Annotated in this window: 22 protein-coding genes; 18 read left to right on the top strand and 4 right to left on the bottom strand. The window is 34.7% G+C overall.

All coding sequences use genetic code 11. The features are described from left to right. Nucleotides 1–45: 45 nt before the first annotated feature. Nucleotides 46–474 (bottom strand): MarR family winged helix-turn-helix transcriptional regulator, encoded by a 429-nt coding sequence (locus BFA01S_RS03935; protein WP_066226035.1) that lies wholly within the window; start codon nucleotides 472–474, stop codon nucleotides 46–48. A gap of 121 nt (nucleotides 475–595) precedes the next feature. Here BFA01S_RS03935 and BFA01S_RS03930 point away from each other — a divergent pair, with 121 nt between their 5' ends. The 7 genes from BFA01S_RS03930 to BFA01S_RS03900 all read left to right on the top strand — a co-directional run bounded on the left by BFA01S_RS03930 (nucleotide 596) and on the right by BFA01S_RS03900 (nucleotide 6,241). Beyond that, nucleotides 596–1,180: an NAD(P)H-dependent oxidoreductase gene (locus BFA01S_RS03930; protein WP_066226033.1), complete on the top strand. Its 585-nt coding sequence runs from the start codon at nucleotides 596–598 to the stop codon at nucleotides 1,178–1,180. Nucleotides 1,181–1,252: 72 nt separating this feature from the next. Further along, nucleotides 1,253–1,915 carry a DedA family protein gene (locus BFA01S_RS03925; RefSeq protein ID WP_066226030.1) on the top strand — a complete coding sequence of 221 codons (663 nt, stop codon included), beginning with the start codon at nucleotides 1,253–1,255 and terminating at the stop codon, nucleotides 1,913–1,915. 216 nt (nucleotides 1,916–2,131) lie between these two features. Beyond that, on the top strand, nucleotides 2,132–2,527 hold the full coding sequence (locus tag BFA01S_RS03920; protein WP_066226025.1) for a FixH family protein: 396 nt from the start codon (nucleotides 2,132–2,134) through the stop codon (nucleotides 2,525–2,527). A gap of 1,100 nt (nucleotides 2,528–3,627) precedes the next feature. Beyond that, nucleotides 3,628–4,017 carry a YybH family protein gene (locus BFA01S_RS03915; protein ID WP_066226023.1) on the top strand — a complete coding sequence of 130 codons (390 nt, stop codon included), beginning with the start codon at nucleotides 3,628–3,630 and terminating at the stop codon, nucleotides 4,015–4,017. A gap of 265 nt (nucleotides 4,018–4,282) precedes the next feature. Next, nucleotides 4,283–4,651 (top strand): GntR family transcriptional regulator, encoded by a 369-nt coding sequence (locus BFA01S_RS03910; RefSeq protein WP_066226020.1) that lies wholly within the window; start codon nucleotides 4,283–4,285, stop codon nucleotides 4,649–4,651. After that, nucleotides 4,644–5,522 carry an ATP-binding cassette domain-containing protein gene (locus BFA01S_RS03905; protein WP_066226017.1) on the top strand — a complete coding sequence of 293 codons (879 nt, stop codon included), beginning with the start codon at nucleotides 4,644–4,646 and terminating at the stop codon, nucleotides 5,520–5,522. The genes BFA01S_RS03910 and BFA01S_RS03905 overlap by 8 nt, the downstream gene beginning before the upstream one ends. Further along, on the top strand, nucleotides 5,519–6,241 hold the full coding sequence (locus BFA01S_RS03900; RefSeq protein ID WP_066226014.1) for a hypothetical protein: 723 nt from the start codon (nucleotides 5,519–5,521) through the stop codon (nucleotides 6,239–6,241). The genes BFA01S_RS03905 and BFA01S_RS03900 overlap by 4 nt, the downstream gene beginning before the upstream one ends. A gap of 93 nt (nucleotides 6,242–6,334) precedes the next feature. Here the strand turns inward: BFA01S_RS03900 and BFA01S_RS03895 are convergent, their stop codons facing one another. Continuing rightward, complete coding sequence (locus BFA01S_RS03895) at nucleotides 6,335–6,643, bottom strand: winged helix-turn-helix transcriptional regulator (protein ID WP_066226010.1); 309 nt, start codon at nucleotides 6,641–6,643, stop codon at nucleotides 6,335–6,337. 187 nt (nucleotides 6,644–6,830) lie between these two features. Here BFA01S_RS03895 and BFA01S_RS03890 point away from each other — a divergent pair, with 187 nt between their 5' ends. From BFA01S_RS03890 to BFA01S_RS03875, 4 genes are read left to right on the top strand one after another with little or no spacing between them, the layout of a single operon-like run. Then, complete coding sequence (locus tag BFA01S_RS03890; RefSeq protein WP_066226008.1) at nucleotides 6,831–7,241, top strand: DoxX family protein; 411 nt, start codon at nucleotides 6,831–6,833, stop codon at nucleotides 7,239–7,241. A gap of 13 nt (nucleotides 7,242–7,254) precedes the next feature. Then, a complete protein-coding gene (locus BFA01S_RS03885) occupies nucleotides 7,255–8,103 on the top strand; it encodes a VOC family protein (RefSeq protein WP_066226005.1) in 849 nt (282 codons plus the stop codon). 20 nt (nucleotides 8,104–8,123) lie between these two features. Further along, complete coding sequence (locus BFA01S_RS03880; protein ID WP_066226002.1) at nucleotides 8,124–9,197, top strand: LLM class flavin-dependent oxidoreductase; 1,074 nt, start codon at nucleotides 8,124–8,126, stop codon at nucleotides 9,195–9,197. A 21-nt stretch (nucleotides 9,198–9,218) separates the two neighbouring features. After that, on the top strand, nucleotides 9,219–9,818 hold the full coding sequence (locus BFA01S_RS03875; protein WP_066225999.1) for an NADPH-dependent FMN reductase: 600 nt from the start codon (nucleotides 9,219–9,221) through the stop codon (nucleotides 9,816–9,818). A 162-nt stretch (nucleotides 9,819–9,980) separates the two neighbouring features. On the opposite strand, the gene cdaS is transcribed toward BFA01S_RS03875, so the two are convergent. Continuing rightward, the gene (cdaS, locus tag BFA01S_RS03870) at nucleotides 9,981–10,601 is read right to left on the bottom strand and encodes a sporulation-specific diadenylate cyclase CdaS (protein WP_066225997.1); all 621 of its coding nucleotides are present in this window, start codon (nucleotides 10,599–10,601) and stop codon (nucleotides 9,981–9,983) included. A 161-nt stretch (nucleotides 10,602–10,762) separates the two neighbouring features. After that, nucleotides 10,763–11,902 carry a zinc-dependent alcohol dehydrogenase gene (locus BFA01S_RS03865; protein ID WP_066225994.1) on the bottom strand — a complete coding sequence of 380 codons (1,140 nt, stop codon included), beginning with the start codon at nucleotides 11,900–11,902 and terminating at the stop codon, nucleotides 10,763–10,765. Between the two features lie 182 nt (nucleotides 11,903–12,084). Here BFA01S_RS03865 and BFA01S_RS03860 point away from each other — a divergent pair, with 182 nt between their 5' ends. The 7 genes from BFA01S_RS03860 (at nucleotide 12,085) to BFA01S_RS03830 (ending at nucleotide 16,877) form a co-directional block, all read left to right on the top strand. Continuing rightward, nucleotides 12,085–12,285, top strand: coding sequence for a spore coat protein (locus BFA01S_RS03860; protein WP_066225993.1), 201 nt, complete (start codon nucleotides 12,085–12,087; stop codon nucleotides 12,283–12,285). A gap of 95 nt (nucleotides 12,286–12,380) precedes the next feature. After that, nucleotides 12,381–12,641, top strand: coding sequence for a spore coat protein (locus BFA01S_RS03855; RefSeq protein ID WP_066226103.1), 261 nt, complete (start codon nucleotides 12,381–12,383; stop codon nucleotides 12,639–12,641). A 116-nt stretch (nucleotides 12,642–12,757) separates the two neighbouring features. After that, nucleotides 12,758–13,582: a MerR family transcriptional regulator gene (locus tag BFA01S_RS03850; protein ID WP_066225991.1), complete on the top strand. Its 825-nt coding sequence runs from the start codon at nucleotides 12,758–12,760 to the stop codon at nucleotides 13,580–13,582. Between the two features lie 36 nt (nucleotides 13,583–13,618). Further along, a complete protein-coding gene (locus BFA01S_RS03845; protein WP_066225988.1) occupies nucleotides 13,619–14,641 on the top strand; it encodes a serine hydrolase domain-containing protein in 1,023 nt (340 codons plus the stop codon). A 111-nt stretch (nucleotides 14,642–14,752) separates the two neighbouring features. Next, nucleotides 14,753–15,280 (top strand): WGR domain-containing protein, encoded by a 528-nt coding sequence (locus BFA01S_RS03840; protein WP_066226100.1) that lies wholly within the window; start codon nucleotides 14,753–14,755, stop codon nucleotides 15,278–15,280. Nucleotides 15,281–15,349: 69 nt separating this feature from the next. Then, entirely contained in the window at nucleotides 15,350–16,219 is an 870-nt protein-coding gene (locus BFA01S_RS03835; RefSeq protein ID WP_066225985.1) for a DMT family transporter, read from the top strand. Nucleotides 16,220–16,361: 142 nt separating this feature from the next. Further along, nucleotides 16,362–16,877 (top strand): DinB family protein, encoded by a 516-nt coding sequence (locus tag BFA01S_RS03830; protein ID WP_066225982.1) that lies wholly within the window; start codon nucleotides 16,362–16,364, stop codon nucleotides 16,875–16,877. Nucleotides 16,878–17,494: the final 617 nt, after the last annotated feature.

The raw sequence follows: 17,494 nt of genomic DNA, 5'->3' as shown, positions 1-17,494 counted from the left end.
ATCAAACTAGGCACAATTTTTCATTCTGCCTAGTTTGACAGATAACTAATAAAATATTTTTTTATTAAGTACTTCTAAAGCATGCTCAATCTCCTCAAAATCTTCATTAGACAGATTTTGTATTCGATCTAAAAAACGGGTTTCAGTACATTTAAAAACTTCATCCATCATCATTTCCCCAGTTTTGGAAAGGCAGATATATTGCTTTCTTCGGTCTTTATCATCTTCTATTTTTTCTATCAATGATTTTTCACTTAATTTTTTTAGCTCACGGCTCGTATTCGGCATGGACATATGCTGACACTCACTGATTTCGCTCGGCGTTATGGGCTGGCTCACCTTTATAGACTCAAGGATACTGTATTGAACAGGGGTTATATTATCTGGTTTTGATTCTTTTGTTAATTCATGTGTGACATGATGCACAGAAGCTGTAAATGCTACAAATTTATAAAACAATTCTCTTTTATCCATAATAAACACCTCTTACTGCCACCGTAACAAAAAAATTATCAAAAAACAATTATCATTTGATAATTAAAAAAAGAGATGGTATTATTTACTTATCAAATGATAAGTAAAAGGGGAGTACATAATGAAAACGTTAATTATTTATACGCATCCGAATCATAATAGTTTAGTTTATTCATTTTTAGAAAAAGTTATAGAAGGAAGTAAGGAGAATCCTAATATAAAAGAGATACAAATATTAGATTTATATGAAGAAAGCTTTAATCCTCTTTTAGTATTTAACAAGGAGAAGAGAAGACGAGATATGTACCGTGATCCAAACCTTGAAAAGTATAGAGAACAAATAATGTGGGCTGATAAAATTGTCTTTATTTATCCTATTTGGTGGGGAAGACCTCCTGCGATGCTTATGGGATATATTGATCAGATGTTTGCCTCCAATTTTGCTTATAAAGATAAAGGCGGTCTGCTTCCGGAAGGACTTCTGAAAGGGAAATCAGTCGTATGTGTTTCCACTATGAAGGGACCTGCAAATTATCCTTTGCTTTACTTAAATAATGCTCATAAAATATTAATGAAAAGAGCTTTGTTTAGTTATGTAGGAATTAAAAAAGTGAAATTTTTCGAATTCGGCAATATGGAAAGTCCAAAAGGAAAACAGACTGAAAAGTTAAATAAAGTATATCGTTATTTTCAGTCGGTAAAATAAATTTAACCCAATTGCATCATTAAATCCTTTAGTATCTCGTACAATGATATAAAAAGAGAGTGTGAAACAGGAATGATCGATGCATATGAATTTATCTCAAACTTTGATGATAACTTAATTTACTTTATCGACTCTTACGGAGAACTTATCTATATTTTACTGTTTTTACTCGTCTATTTAAAAACCGCTTTCGTGATCTTGACTTTTATACCGGGGGATTCATTAGTTTTTGCAAGCGGAGCGTTAGCGGCATTGGATATGTTAAACCTGTGGATCTTATTATGTTTATTTATAGCGGCAACGATTAGCGGGGACTGTCAAAACTTTTCACTTGGCAAAATGGCGAAGAAGCTTCATCAGTCGAGAAAAGCAAAGCTCCGCTTAATATCGGATAATAAAATTGAAACTGCTCAAAACTTTCTTCATAAATATGGACAATTGTCTATCGTTCTAGCTAGATTTGTTCCTCTCATGCGCACGACAGTCCCGTTTGTCGGCGGATTTACCAGCTATCCTTTCTCCGTGTTTTTTAAATATAATAGCCTGGGCGGCATTGCCTGGACTGCTTTTTGGCTGAGTGCGGGATTACTTTTAGGGAATCTTACATGGGTAGAGAATAATTTAGTTTTGTCCCTGTTTCTCTTTTCGATTGTTCCTTTTATCATTCCTGCAATATATTTAATTGTGACAAAAGGAAGCTTACTGAGGAAAAAGGGAATGAAAAAGAGACTGTAAGCAGTCGATTCACATCAATTTCCTTACTTTATTCATGAAGTAAGGTTTTTTATGTTTTTACGAATGGGATATTATTGAAACATAATTCTATAATGCTCCAATAAAGAGAAAGACATAATATAGTCACGGAATGGTCATATTATCTCCATCCCAAAACAAGTATACTAGAAAAATAGAGGAAAAATGAAAAATGCCGATAAGGAGAAGAAAAAGTCCATGAAAAAGTTTATTATTTTATTAGCAAGTTTATTTATTATCGTAATGGCCGGCTGCTCTAATGGAAAAGAGGAACCGATAGAAGTAACGTTCCAAATTTCCGAAAAAATCAAAGTGAATGAAGAAATTACCATGGAAGCACTTGTCATACAAGGAGAAGAAAAATTAGCAGATGTTGACCATGTTCAATTTGAAATTAAAAAATCAGGACAGAAGGAACCAGTAATGGTTAACGGTATATATAAAGGAAATGGTTTATACCGTGGAAATTATACATTTAAGGAAGAGGGAACGTATACTGTTATTTCTCATGTCATGGTAAGAAGCCAAATGATTATGCCAGATAAGGAAGTAACGGTAGAAAAGGCCGGAAATACTGTAGAAGAACAGAAATAATGAGACATTGATCTATCCGTTTTGAGTTTCTAGAAAAACAGATGTACAGTGATAATAAAGTTTTTTAGTAAAATTATTGAGCTATAGGGCAAAAATAGTATGAATTATTTTGAAGATGCAATCCCGGAATACGGCCGAAAATCGGCTAATTCTGGGATTTTTTTGGATTTCAAATGTGAAAAATGTGCATTTAAAATTTAAAGGAGGGTCTGAAATAGAAGAAATATATTTAAAATGATAACTAAAGAAGCAATTATCCAAGTTAAGTATTAGCTTTCCCAAATTTGATGATTTATTAAAAAAGAAAAGCCCCTTTTAAGTACTAGTTAATAAATAAGGGAACGACATCACTTGAAATATAAATACTGTAATTGTAAACAACTCCGTGAAAAGCGTTTTATTTATAGAAATAACTTCTTTTGTTCAAAATATTGTATGGAAATATTCTTTATAAGAAAGAAAAGATATTTATCTGGAAAAGAGTTGTTTCATGAACTAATACTTTATTACAAAAAAAGAAGCTTTTAATATGGAAGATTCTTTTTTACTACTTAAAATGTCATTTATGTTAACTAGAATTAAATATAAAAAAATAGTCCTCTTATAAAGTTCTCTTGTTATAATGACTCAAAATATAGAATAATGTAAAAAAAGAAAGAGGGATTTTTAGTATCATCAGTAATCAAATCGATAAAATCATTCATCCTTTTCATTGTTTCGGTTCACCACTGCATCTCTCCAAATAAATTTAATCAAAAAATTACCATATATATTTTTTTTATAATCTGCTCATAAAAAAACTAATCTAAACGAAACTATTAATAAGAAATAAACATAAGCAGTAAAGACCAAGTTTATTTTATTAGACATGATCTCTTTCGAGAGAAGAACGCACTCCCTTCAAGTGCGTTCTTTTTTTATCCTTATAGAAATCTATAGAAGAAGAGCATAAGGGGGTTTTTTATAGGTATATTTTTTAAAAAAGTCATCAGGTTTTCTCTTAAATATAATTATTTATTTTGTAAATAGATGGCTTATTAAATATCAACAATGTAAACTTTATCTAATCAATACATTTGGTGTCATTTAGGAGGGGTATTTTGGAACACGAATTGAAAGAGTTTATTAAGAAGTGCGACCTTGCAATAAAGCAAGAAGATTTTGATACTTTGATGAATTACTATACTGATGATGCAATTCTAGTTGTAAAGCCTGGAATGATTGCACGAGGGAAAGAAGAAATCAAAAAAGCATTTATTGCAATTTCAAAATACTTTAATAACACTCTTGTGCCAACACAAGGAGAAATGATTATTTTAGAAGCAGGAGATACAGCTTTAGTTATTTCTCAGACATTACTTGAAGCCGATAAAAACGATAATGAATATTCAATGGATAGAAGAGCAACATATGTTTTCAAGAAAAATTCACAAGGTGAATGGCTTTGTGCAATTGATAATTCATATGGTACGGAGTTAATCAACAAGTAGACATTAAAGAATTTGGAGTTTTGCATTTAAACTATCCAGCACTTTAATATAGTAAACAGCAAAGCTAAGTAAAAAGAAGCCTAAGAAAGATAATTATTAAAAATAGCGGATTGAGCCTATTGTGATACAGGTGCAATCCGCTATTTAATTTCCATATTTAATCATTAAAGGGATTTACAATAGAAATTTACTATGTTATGGTTGATTACACAAGTAATCAACCATTTAACTATTCGGTGAAAATGAATAAAATAAGGAGAAAACTGTGAAATCAACTTTTGACGATACGAAACCAATTTTCCAGCAAATAGCAGACATGATTGCTGATGACATCGTGGATGGACTTTTAGAAGAAGGGGAACAGATTCCTTCCACAACTGAGTTATCGAAGTTTTATCAAATTAACCGGGCTACTGCTCAAAAAGGATTAGCAATACTTGTTGATGCCGGGCTTGTGTATAAACAAAGGGGAGTTGGAATGTTTGTAGCAGATAATGCAAAGGAGACATTGCTTACTGAGCGCAAAAAAGACTTTTATAAGCAGTATGTGCAGCCTATGTTAGATGAAGCGAATCGGATTCATCTGACGAAAGAAGAAATTATTCATTTTATCAAGGAGGATTCTGATGATTAATATAAGTAATCTATCGTTTTCATATGGAAATGCACTTGCATTAAAAGATGTAAATCTACAAGAGACTGAACCTATTATTGTAGGATTGTGGGGGAGAAATGGGGCTGGTAAAACGACTCTCATGAAACTGCTTTCCGGGCAAGAGAGTCCTAATGGTGGTCAAGTGAATGTAAGCGGCATTTCCCCTTATAACAACAGTGAAGGTATGAAATATATTAGCTATATGCAGGAAAACCATCCATTTTCAGAGCTTTGGAATGTGAATGACGCTCTTCGATTCGCTTCCTATTTCAATGAAAATTGGGATCAAACATTAGCTGATGAACTTGTCACATTATTTGAATTACCGAGGAAAAAGAAGATTAGAAGCTTCTCAAAGGGAATGCAGACGATGATTACGATTGTGATCGGATTGGCAAGCAAATCACCTATTACGATTATGGATGAACCGACAAATGGACTTGATGCTCATAGAAGAAAGCAATTTTATGATGTGTTATTAGATACGTATGAAGAGCAGCCGCGTTTATTTATTTTATCTTCCCATCATATTGATGAAATTGAACCGATCTGTGAAAAAATAGCGATTGTTGACAGGCAGACAATTACTCATTATGAAGAGACAGAAACATTGAAAATGAAAGGCATTCTATTAACAGGAGATGCATCTGCTATTGAATCTTTAACTGCAGGAAGACGCATTTTAGAAAAGCGTAAACTAAGGAATCAATTGAATGTAATGTTAGATGAGCCATTTAATAATGACTGGCTTTCAAGGGCTAAAGAATCAAATATTACAATTGAAAAAGCCTCGCTGCAGGATTATCTCATTAGTATTACAAAGAGAAAAGAGGAGGAAAAGGTGAAATGAATACTTTTAAGGGACCATTCCGTATTATGTTCGAAGATTTGCGTCTTCAGTTTTATATTCTGGCTGGCGTAACAAGTTTTTTATCCATTCTTTATATCGTATTAGGAATTTTTGTCCCATCAGATGATAAGTTTATGGTCGGAGTAAGCTTTGGACCTTTTTACGGCTTTTCCTTAATCTATCCGTTCTTTTTTTATACGAAAGGATTCAAATACATTATTTCTTTTGGGGGAACGAGAAAACAGTTTTTATTAAGCTCCTTTCTAAATATTAGTCTCTTTCTTATAATGGCAATCATAATCTTAAATAGCTTTTATTTTCTTACTGATTATTTAGTAAGAGAAGGAATTAGCAAGGGAACATTATTTCATATGGGAAATTTAGCGAATGAAGCAGGTGCTTATCTTTACCCTTGGATTGATCTATTATGGGGAATTATCCTTTTCAGTATCGGTTTTTTCCTTAGTTCGATCTGGTATTATTTTGGAACGTTGCGTATGATGATTGGTCTAACTGTTTTTGCTCTTCTAGCGATCACATTTATAACATTTAGTGATCTTTATGGAATCATTAACTCTATTATTGGTTATTATTTGCTGTTTGTTCACATACTAGCCGTGGCAGGAATTGTGATGATAATTTTATCATATTTCATTATGAGAAATGGGCCGCTTGAAAGAGGGAAAACAGCTGGATTTACAGTAGGCAGCGGAAGTTAACTATAAACAAATATTGATTATAGATAAGAAAGGATACAACTGGGTAATAATCTTACCCAGTTGTATCCTTTTTAAATATAAATTCTTAGGTTTTTAAGCATTCAACCAGTTTTGTGACCATTTTTCTATATCTCTCATAAGAGGCTCTAATGCTAAACCTTTATCTGTCAAGGAATATTCGATTCGAACTGGAGTTTCTGGATAAACATCTCGCTTAACAATCCCTTTGTTCTCCAAATCCTTTAACCTTTCTGAAAGTACCCTGCCACTTACACCTACTGAAGATTCAATAGTACAAAAACGCTGCGGACCTAATAATAACTGGTAAATAATCATTCCTGTCCATCTTTGGCCTAATAGCCCCATCGCTTTTTCAAATCTGGGACAAATCGACTTATCCAATTAAATCAACTCCTTACTTATATTATAAACAGAATTGTAAATAATTAAATTACTTTTAATAAAAAACTTACTTGACTATATTATGTTGTGATTATATACTAACTTACATAAAGTAACTAACTAATTAATTTTCTAAAAAAGCAATTTGTTAGTTAAAAGTAAAAAATAACGAGGAAGTGTTACGTAAATGGAAAGAAAAAATAAAGTAGCTGCAACAATTTTAAGAGTATTTTTAGGTATAACTTTTTTAATGCACGGGTTATCAAAATTTCAAGGTGGCATTGAAAATACGGTTGGATTTTTTGAAAGTCTAGGGCTTCCAGGCTTCACTGCCTATATGGTAGCTCTAATTGAATTAATTGGTGGTATTGCTGTTGTTTTAGGATTGGGAACAAGGGTTATTTCCATTTTATTTGTTATTATTCTGGCTGTTGCGATTGTGAAAGTGAAACTCGCTGCTGGATTCCTTGGAAATGGTCAAATGGCAGGATATGAACTTGATTTAGCATTAATGGCAATTTCAATATATCTTGCTATAACAAAAAGATCTCTTTTAGCTTTAGATAACGTACTGTTTCGTTCTAAAAAAGCTGAGTAAGGAGGTAACTAAAATGAATTTTCATCAGAAACCTGTTACATTCGTAGGCCAAGTTAACTTAAAGGTGCAAAATTTAGAACGGTCGTTAGCATTCTATCAAAAAGTAATCGGCTTTAAAGTATTAGAACAAACTGAAACATCCGTCAGCCTGACTGCGGATGGAAAGACAGTATTATTATCCATTCAACAGCCGAATAATATTGTTCCTAAACAAGAGAGAACGACTGGCTTATATCACTTTGCGCTTCTTCTGCCAAGACGCTCTGATTTAGCTAAAATAGTGCAGCACTTTATCGGAATTGGTTTACGGTTTGGTTCTTCAGACCATCTTGTAAGTGAAGCTCTTTACTTATCTGACCCGGATGGAAATGGAATTGAAATCTATATAGACCGTGACCCTTCTGAATGGAAGTGGGGTAATGAGGAAGTGGAAATGGCAGTTGATCCACTGAATTTTGTAAGCCTCCTGGCTGAAGGTAAACAGCAATCGTGGAAAGGTCTCCCTGCTGCTACCGTTATGGGACATATCCATTTGCATGTGTCCGAATTAAAGAAGACGGAAGAATTCTATATAAAAGGACTCGGATTTGAAGTAGTAAACCGATATGGCGCTCAGGCACTTTTCATTTCGGATAGTAAATATCATCACCATATTGGCTTAAATACTTGGAATGGTGTAGGGGCACCTGCACCTTCTCCTAATAGTGTTGGGCTCGAATCATTTACTTTAATGCTTCCAAATGAGGAAAAGAGAAATAAAATTATTACCCAGTTGAATAGTATTGGAGTATCTGTTACTGAAGAAAATAATTCTTTTATTACTTCAGATCCTTCAGGTAATCGTATTTACTTACAAGTCTAATTGCTGGGGGAAATACTATTATGGGAAAAGAAGAGAAATTTAAAAATTCAGGAATAGAAATTGGCATTTATACGCTTGGAGATATCGGTCCGGATCCACATAACGGAAAAACAATTAGTTCCGGGCAAAGAATAAAGGAAATAATCCAAGCTGCAAAACTTGCTGACGAAGCTGGACTGGACATTTTTGGTGTAGGTGAGCATCACCGCTTAGACTATGCAACTTCCGCACCTCCTGTTGTTTTAGCTGCTATCGCCCAAATAACGAAACAAATCAAATTGACAAGCGCGACAACAGTATTAAGCACTATTGACCCTGTTCGTTTGTTTGAAGACTTTGCTACCTTGGATTTACTTTCAGATGGACGGGCGGAAATAATCGCAGGTCGTGGTGCATTCGCGGAATCTTTTCCTCTTTTCGGTTACGACATAAATGACTATGATACATTATTCTCAGAACATATCGATTTATTTTTACAACTCAATAAAAACGAGAGAATTACATGGAATGGTCAATTTCGCTCATCATTAAGAAATGCTGAAATTGCACCTAGACCTCTACAAAACCAAATACCAATCTCAATCGGTGTTGGAGGCACACCTGGAAGTGCAGTTCGTGCCGGTGAGCTAGGGATTGGAATGACTTTAGTAATACTTGGCGGCGATCCAATGCATTTTAAGCCATTAGTTGATTTGTACCGCCAAACAGGGATAGAGGCTGGGCATGATCCGGAAAATCTGAAGGTATGTCTAACAGGTCATGGGTACATTTCGAAGACAACTCAACAAGCGAAGGAAGAATTTTATCCATATTATTCAAATTACTGGTCATATGTAAACGTTCAGCGAGGGATGACTGCAAGAAGAATATCCAGAACAGATTTTGAACAATTAACAAATAAGGATACAGCTTTATTTGTGGGAAGCCCACAGCAGATCATCGAGAAAATCCTTCGGCAATATGAGCTTTTTGGCCATCAGCGTTTCATGGCTCAAATAGATATAGGCGGTCTGCCTTTTAAGAAAGTAGCTGAGGGCATTGAATTGCTAGCGACGGAGATAGCTCCAATTGTTCGGAAAGAAACAAGTAAGTAAAAAATAATGGTGGTGTAATAAATGGGATTTTTAAATAAATTATTTGGAAAACAAATCAAGGAGGAAAAAACTATGACAACTAAAAAATTAAACATTGGAATCATTTTAGGCAGTACACGTGAAGGACGTGTTAGCCCGCAAGTAGGAGAATGGGTAAAAAATATTGCTGACAAACGTGGAGATGCTAACTACGAAATTGTCGATATTGCTGATTATAATCTTCCGTTTTTAGGAACAACTGATGGAACAGAACCAGGAATTGCTGCCTGGAATGAAAAACTTGCTGAGTTGGATGGATTTGTATTCATCGTCCAAGAATATAATCACAGCATTACAGGAGCACTGAAAAATGCGCTTGATTTCGCTCGTGAAGCATGGAACAACAAAGCGGCAGGTATCGTAAGTTATGGTTCAACTGGCGGAGCTCGTGCAGCTGAACATTTACGTGGAATTATGGGAGAATTAATGATTGCTGATGTTCGTGTACATCCAACATTGTCCTTATTTACAGATTTCGAAAACGGAACAGTATTCAAACCAGCTGAACTTCATCTAACCAATGTTAATGCTATGCTTGATCAAGTGATCGCTTGGAGCGGCGCATTAAAAACTTTGCGCTAAAAGTCTTAAATGATAAGTAAATAATGAATGGACTATCAGGCACTGATAAAAGTGTCTGATATTTTTAAACTGTTTAACGAACAGCAGGATGTTAGCAGACATGATTAAAAACGAAAGATAAAATATCAAAAACATGCCTAGATTTCTTGGGCATGTTTTATTTTAATAAACAGGATGAGCGGTAGCAATGGGATAAAGTTTTCCGTCAAGCGCGAAGGAAACTCTGCCTGTTTCTTCTGAGACAACTAATACAAGTGCATCAGACTGCTCTGATAAACCTAATGCAGCACGGTGGCGGGTACCAAGCTTTCTTCCTATTATCACTTTATTTGTTAAAGGGAGAACATTCGCTGCTGAAACAATTTGATTGCCATGAACTACCGCTGCCCCGTCATGAAGAGGATTACCGGGATAAAAGATAGCTTCCAGCAATTCAGGTGTTAAAGCAGCTCCTATATCTGTTCCTTTTTGGATAATAGAGTGAATAGAGTCACGCCGCTGGACTGCGATCAACGCACCATGCTGACGGACAGACAGTCTTTGAACACAGAGAGAAAGATCTGCATATTTATCTGTAAAAGCAGATAAATAACAGTTTAAATAAAAAGAAGTAGCAATGGATTCGACTTCCAAAAATTTATCCTTAATTTCTCCGAGCTTGCTTAAGAGACAGTTCTTCTCATTTCCTAATGATTTCAGTTCGCGTAATTTATTAGTAATTTGCTTTATTTCTTCTGAAAATTGCTGTTCCATTATAGAGAAATCACAATTACCTGTGTTCATCTTTTACCAACTCCAATTGATAAATTTTCAAGGATTAAACTTGTCATTATTTTTATATTTATTAGTATTAGGCAAATGAAAAGTTTTATAAATTATTTTTATTTTAAATGAGTGCCTTCGTTAAAAACCTCCTCATGCTTTTGCAAGAGGAGGATATAAATTTATGGTTTCAAGACAACTTTTACAACTTCATCCTCATGATTATTGAAAATTTGGTATGCTTTTGCTGCATCGTCAAGTGGAACTTTATGTGTAATAATTTCAGTCGGATCAAATTCACCATTCGTAATCTTATCAAACAGCAAAGGCATATAGTGGATAACAGGAGCCTGTCCCATTTTAAGTGTGAGGTTACGTTCCCAAATGTGACCGAGCGGGAAAGCGTTGTAAAGGGAGCCATATGCGCCAGTCATCTGAATTGTTCCAAACTTTCTGACTGCATCCATCGCGATCTGAATCGCACTAAGCGTTCCACCCTGCAGATGGAGCTTTTGCTGAACTTTTTCCATTGGCGATTTTTTACCGTCCATTCCGACGCAGTCAATGACAATATTGGCACCACCGTTCGTCAGTGCACGTAAAAACTTTCCAGTATCATCATGTTCTTCAAAATTGCAGATTTCTACATTGTTCATATGTTTCGCTTTTAAAAGACGATAAGGCAGATTATCAACCGCAATAACCCGGTTCGCACCTTTCATCCAGGCGAACTTCTGAACCATTAGCCCGATTGGACCACATCCTAAAATAATAACGGTATCACCATTTTTTACACCGGCATTTTCCACACTCCAATAGGCAGTCGGAAGAACATCTGACATAAACAAAAGAGCCTCGTCTTCAAGCTCGCATGATTCTGGAATAACAAATGGCATGAAGTTTCCGTATGGAACGCGCAAATATTCCGCCTGGCCTCCAGGATAATTCCCATACCTTTCCGTAAATCCGAAGTAACCCGCCGAATCAATGGCAGGATTAGGGTTAGAATCATCACACTGGCTTTCCATATCATGCTTGCAGAAAAAACATTCCCCGCAAGAAATATTGAATGGAATAACAACACGGTCTCCCTTTTTCACCTTCGTTACATCAGAACCAACCTCTTCCACAATTCCCATTGGCTCATGTCCAATAACATAATCAGGATGGGCAGGTAAAGCACCTACATAAATATGGAGATCTGATCCACAAATGGCCGTCGATGTAATTTTGACTATAATATCATCCGGCTTTTCGATCTTTGGATCTTCCACATTTTTAACTTGGATATCCTTTGCTCCTTGAAACGTAACTGCTTTCATATTTTCCCCTCCTCGTACAGACTCTTTCCTCTATACCCTTATTTTTTATGGAATACTTGAAAAAGTGAATTTTCCCATTAGAAGATTCAAAATTTTAATATGACTAATTTTAAAAAATGGGATTGATTTAATAGATTGCGGGTAATCCAACAATATGAAGTTAATGAAAAGGAGTGAAAAAAATGGCAAAAAAAGAATTAGCGATGCATGAAAAGCTTGAGGTGCATGAGGTACTTTTATTTAAAACTGCTTGTGCGACTAAAAGTACAGCAATGCTTGAACTTGTAAAAGACAGTGAGTTGAAAAAATTATTAAAGGATGACATAAAAAACTCTTCAAAAGCAATTGAGGAATTAAAAGAAATTTTGAAGAATGCTAAATAAGGAGGAGATTTGTTATGGCCCAAACAAAGACAGAAACAGAGAAGAAAACAAAAAAAGAGAAAAAAACGAAAAAAAGTAATGCTTTTGCGGAGACAATGGACGATATGGCTATCGCAACTGATTTGTTATTATCAGCAAAGGCAGGTGTAAGAAATTACGCTGTGGCGATTACTGAAACAGCGACACCTGAAGTAAGAGAAGTTCTCAAAAAACAGCTCGATAAAGCAATTGATGCCCATGAAAAGATTGCTCAATATATGATTGATAATGAAATGTATCATGCTTATGATATTAAAGAACAAATATCTCATGATCTTAAGAAAGCTGATAAAGCTTTAGAACTTACAGAACAATAATATTCAAAACTGCCGGCCCCAGTGCCGGCAGTTTTTTTGCAGTTGACTTTTCCCTTAGGGGAAGGTGTATAAAAGAATGGAAGAGATTATTAATATATAAAAACGGAGGTGACCTCTTGATAACGATTGGAGAATTTTCAAAAATATGCGGAGTATCTACCAAAACACTTCGATATTATGATGAAATTGGATTAATTCATCCTGAAGAGATTAATCCTGACAGCGGTTATAGATATTATTCCATCAGCCAGTTAAAAAAGATGATCTTTATTAATCGTTTGAAATCTTATCATTTTTCTCTCGAAGAAATCAAAGCCATTCTGGAATTGGAAGAGGATCAATCAGAAGAGAAGCTTTGGTCTGCTCTTAATCGGAAGAGAAAAGAAATACAGGAAAGGCTAAATACTTTTGAATCTACTCTAAAACAAATGAGCAACGATATTTCAAATTTAGAAAAGGGCATATCCATTATGTCATCCCTTGACAATATAGAAGTACAGCTTGTGGAAACGGAAACTATGAATATTCTTTATACTCGTCAGATGATGAGCAGTGATGACTATGCTTTAGGATATGGAAAGTATTTCAGCAGGCTATATGAAAAGATTGCCACTGAAAAACTAACGTTGCTTGGTATGCCAATAACTATTTATCACAGTCCTGAATATAATCCGACCGGCAATGATACAGAGTTTGCCATCCCGATAGAGGAAACTGTAAAAGGAACAAGAGATTTGCCTGGAGGCCTTTGTGCAAAATCTGTTTTAAAGGGGCCGTATTCGGAATTGACATCCGTATACGCCAAGCTGATGGAATGGATAGAAAAGGAAGGATATGAGCTTGTGAAATCACCATATGAGGTATATGTAACCGACCCAAATCAAGCCGCTGTTCCTGAAGATATTGTGACCGAGGTGTATTTTCCTGTAAAGAAAAAATAGCAATAATAAAAAATGTTTTTTAGAGAGGGATTTATCATGCAAAGAAACTACTGGCCGTCTACAGAATGGCAAGTTGCAGACCCTAAAACTTTAGGAATGGATGCTGAGAAGCTTTCAAAGCTTGATCCTGCTATAAAATCTGAGTACAGCAATATAAACGGCATTGTTATTGTGAAAAATGGATATATTGCCTATGAAAGATATTATAACGGTTATGGAGCGGATAATGCGTACCATATGACATCTGTAACGAAAAGTATCATATCAGCCCTCATCGGTATTGTAATAGAGGCAGGATATATTAAAAATGCAGATCAGAAAGTACTCGATTTTTTCCCCGAATATGTGCCCGACCCTGCTGATAGACAGAAACAAGAAATCACGATACGCCATCTTCTCACTATGACGGCTCCTTATCCATTTGAGGACTGGCATGAACCACTGGACAAAATGTGCATGCAGCCTGATTGGATAAAGTATACGCTGGATATATTAGGTCAAAAGGGAAGTATCGGAACTTTTAAATATTCCACTGCGGGAGCACACCTGCTTTCAGCCATTATTACTCGTAGTACAGGGAAAAGTGCCCGTGAGCTTGCCAACGAATACTTATTTAAACCTATTGGTATGAAAGAAATCCCTGATCATGAAATGAAGTCATTTGGATTTGAAGATTTATTCGGGGAAAATGTGAAAGGGTGGGTGAAAGACCCAAACGGTAACTCTACAGGAGGATGGGGACTCACATTAACTGCACAGGATATGGCAAGTTTCGGTTTTTTATATATAAACAGAGGTATTTGGGACAATAAGCAAATTATCTCAAACAAATGGATTCGTGAATCAACAGTGATGAACCCTAATAATTACGGCTATTTATGGTGGCTGCGTGAAGAGAACGGAATTTTTGCATACTTGGCACTGGGCGATGGCGGCAATGTCATTTGCTGTATTCCGGAAAAAGACCTGGTCATAGCCATTGCATCGGAATTCATCATGAATCCTAGTGACAGGTGGACATTGATTAAAGAACATATTATTACAGCTATAATAGAGTAAGCTTAATAGATTTGGCATATAAAAATTATTTTATATGCTCTTTTTAATAGTTACATAATGTTTTAAAGACAAATGATATAATCTATTTAAAATAGTATGGGGGTGTTCGTTCTGATTAAGATGATAAAGCAAGTGGATGATGAAGTTTTATATTGGGAAGTATGGCAAGATGGTAAAACTTTAATAATCCACTATGGCCCTGTTGGAAATACCGGAGAAACGGAAGAAAAAAAGCTGAGCTTATTTCAAAGAGCGGAAAAAGTGATGGATACATTAGCCGAGGAAAAAACTAATGAAGGTTATAATTATGTTGATGAAGATGAACTAATTGAATTAGTTGTTCAATATAGCTATGAAGAAAAAGACATGGAAGCGGTACTTGAAAAGAGACATCATGTGGAAGACTTAATGAATGAATGTTTAGGATGGACAGGTAATGGTTTTTGCGATGGCGGAGATATTGGCAGTGGAACAGCTAATATTTTCAACTATGTTGTAGATATAGAGAAGGCTGTAACAACGATTATAGAAGAACTAAAGAGTAACGACCTTCTTGAAGGATTAAAAATCGGTTACTCGAACCCTGAAGAAGAATATATTGCTTTATATCCTAAAGGAACAGAATTTGACCTGATGTGAAATTAGTACAAAAATAAGCTTGCTGTATTTCTTCTCGTGCTATTATTGTTTAGTCAGGAGGAGAAAGAGATGAAACAATACATAGGTGACGGAATGCTGCTCACTACAGCGATTATTTGGGGTAGCGGATTTGTTGTGACTGCCATTGCATTAGACTATTTAACCGCTTATCAAGTGATGGCAGGAAGATTTGTTTTAGCTGCACTTATACTTACAATTCTATTTGGCTACAAATTTAAAAAATTCACAAAAACTGTCGTGTGGAAAGGCGCTGTCTTAGGAACTATTTTATATATCGCCTTTGCTTTGCAAACGGTCGGGTTACACTATACAACACCATCTAAAAACGCATTTTTAACAGCAGTCAATGTTGTCATTGTACCACTCATTGCTTATCTCATTTACAAGCGTAAAATTGATCGATATGAAATATTCGGCTCAGGTATAGCGATCATAGGTATCGGCTTTTTATCATTGCAAGGTTCTATGACGATCAACATAGGGGATCTATTATCCCTTGCTTGTGCAGTTGGCTTTGCTTTTGATATTTTTTATACAAATCGTTTTATTCAAAAGGAAGATGCGATTTCACTCACAATTGTACAATTCATAACCGCAGCTCTCATTAGTGTAGTCGTGATGTTCACTCAAGGGGATATACCGACAACGATAGAAAAAGAAGCGGTGTATTCGATTGTATATTTAGCAGTCTTTTCAACAACAATCGCCTATCTTTTGCAAAATATCGCACATCAATACACAACCGCTACAAAGGCAGCTATTATTTTATCAACAGAATCATTTTTTTGTATGCTGTTATCGGTTTTATTGTTACATGAAATGCTGACAGGCCGCATGATTATGGGAGCTGTATTAATTATGACGGCAATCTTAATTGCTGAACTAAAGCCGGCATACTATAAAAAGCATGCATTATGAAATAAGAAATGGTATTTTAAATGATTCCATATAGGTATAAAAATGTTGCGATGTTTTCTGCCTTAGATATATTTATCTAATAATATGAATGAAAGCAGAATAGGAATCTAAGTACGCATTTTCTCGTGAAGGGAGAAATCTTATGAATAAATTAATAAATGACAATCTGTATGAAACGAGAAAGAACCTAGTAGAGGAAATTGATTTATTAAGTAATGCTCAATTTAATAGTAAGCCTGATATGAATATGTGGAGTATAGCACAAGTTTGCCATCACTTAGTTTTAGTGGAAGAGGCATCTATAAAGGCTATAGCATGGGGATTAAAAGAGAATGATCATACTCAAAAAGAACGGAAAAATGTTCACTTTATATTATTGGATAGAACGAAAAAGATTAAAGCTCCAAAAATCGTTGAACCAGATGTAAAATCATTTGAAGTACCGCAAATAATTGATTTGTTAAACGATTCGAGAAAAAAATTGATTACTTTTCTTAGTACTATAGAAGATAAAGCCATATTGAAGGAAAAATCAATGAAGCATCCTGCTTTAGGTGAATTACCTCTTGACCAATGGATTGAACAGATATATTTACATGAACAGCGACATATAGAGCAAATAAAAGAGATAAAATTACTTTTAGATGTGAAGCAATAAACTTAGGGATATAAGCGGGTTCTTCTAATCAAATTGAATTTAAAAACAACAATGTTAGTTAAACTAGAATTTCAAAAGTAATCAAATATTTTATAACCTTTCAAGTCTAATAAGAGCATGTTTTGATCAATCTTTTATCAAAACATGCTCTTTCTGTTTGTTTATTTATGAAAGCTGATGGTGCTAATTTGATCAAATAGTTAGATATGAGTAATACAGTATCTTTTAGATAGCTTTTTGGATAGGTATATGTAATTTCCTTTCATTTCAAATAAAACGGTTGCATGATGTTTCACAGATGTATATAATGTTAATATAGTATATATACATTATATAAAAAGTGTAGTTAATTATATGTAGATCGTTCTTCAATGACAATTAATGAAAGGGGAACAACGACTACACTCGGAGTTGAATTTAGTAAATACTCAAAATGATGAAACATGAGAGGAGCAGTGTTCAAATGACGGGCACAGAAAAAAACACATAATATTAATCTAGCAAAACACTGGATGATCACCATTGGTATTTTTTAATTGTTCAATTGACCTTATTTCTTTCCGTTTTTTTACATGGTCATGACAATTCACTTTACTGTTACACTGATTCCAGTAGTA

The organism is Metabacillus fastidiosus NBRC 101226 (assembly GCF_001591625.1).
GTDB lineage: Bacteria > Bacillota > Bacilli > Bacillales > Bacillaceae > Metabacillus > Metabacillus fastidiosus.
This window is presented reverse-complemented; position numbering and strand designations above follow the sequence as displayed.

What these genes read in the sequence shown, in the direction of transcription:
- BFA01S_RS03830 (WP_066225982.1), top strand. Translation starts at nt 16,362, where the DNA reads ATGAATAAATTAATAAATGACAATCTGTATGAAACGAGAAAGAACCTA.
- BFA01S_RS03875 (WP_066225999.1), top strand. Translation starts at nt 9,219, where the DNA reads ATGGGATTTTTAAATAAATTATTTGGAAAACAAATCAAGGAGGAAAAA.
- cdaS (WP_066225997.1), bottom strand. Translation starts at nt 10,601, where the DNA reads ATGAACACAGGTAATTGTGATTTCTCTATAATGGAACAGCAATTTTCA.
- BFA01S_RS03855 (WP_066226103.1), top strand. Translation starts at nt 12,381, where the DNA reads ATGGACGATATGGCTATCGCAACTGATTTGTTATTATCAGCAAAGGCA.
- BFA01S_RS03865 (WP_066225994.1), bottom strand. Translation starts at nt 11,902, where the DNA reads ATGAAAGCAGTTACGTTTCAAGGAGCAAAGGATATCCAAGTTAAAAAT.
- BFA01S_RS03935 (WP_066226035.1), bottom strand. Translation starts at nt 474, where the DNA reads ATGGATAAAAGAGAATTGTTTTATAAATTTGTAGCATTTACAGCTTCT.
- BFA01S_RS03880 (WP_066226002.1), top strand. Translation starts at nt 8,124, where the DNA reads ATGGGAAAAGAAGAGAAATTTAAAAATTCAGGAATAGAAATTGGCATT.
- BFA01S_RS03890 (WP_066226008.1), top strand. Translation starts at nt 6,831, where the DNA reads ATGGAAAGAAAAAATAAAGTAGCTGCAACAATTTTAAGAGTATTTTTA.
- BFA01S_RS03845 (WP_066225988.1), top strand. Translation starts at nt 13,619, where the DNA reads ATGCAAAGAAACTACTGGCCGTCTACAGAATGGCAAGTTGCAGACCCT.
- BFA01S_RS03905 (WP_066226017.1), top strand. Translation starts at nt 4,644, where the DNA reads ATGATTAATATAAGTAATCTATCGTTTTCATATGGAAATGCACTTGCA.
- BFA01S_RS03930 (WP_066226033.1), top strand. Translation starts at nt 596, where the DNA reads ATGAAAACGTTAATTATTTATACGCATCCGAATCATAATAGTTTAGTT.
- BFA01S_RS03835 (WP_066225985.1), top strand. Translation starts at nt 15,350, where the DNA reads ATGAAACAATACATAGGTGACGGAATGCTGCTCACTACAGCGATTATT.
- BFA01S_RS03860 (WP_066225993.1), top strand. Translation starts at nt 12,085, where the DNA reads ATGGCAAAAAAAGAATTAGCGATGCATGAAAAGCTTGAGGTGCATGAG.
- BFA01S_RS03885 (WP_066226005.1), top strand. Translation starts at nt 7,255, where the DNA reads ATGAATTTTCATCAGAAACCTGTTACATTCGTAGGCCAAGTTAACTTA.
- BFA01S_RS03925 (WP_066226030.1), top strand. Translation starts at nt 1,253, where the DNA reads ATGATCGATGCATATGAATTTATCTCAAACTTTGATGATAACTTAATT.
- BFA01S_RS03920 (WP_066226025.1), top strand. Translation starts at nt 2,132, where the DNA reads ATGAAAAAGTTTATTATTTTATTAGCAAGTTTATTTATTATCGTAATG.
- BFA01S_RS03900 (WP_066226014.1), top strand. Translation starts at nt 5,519, where the DNA reads ATGAATACTTTTAAGGGACCATTCCGTATTATGTTCGAAGATTTGCGT.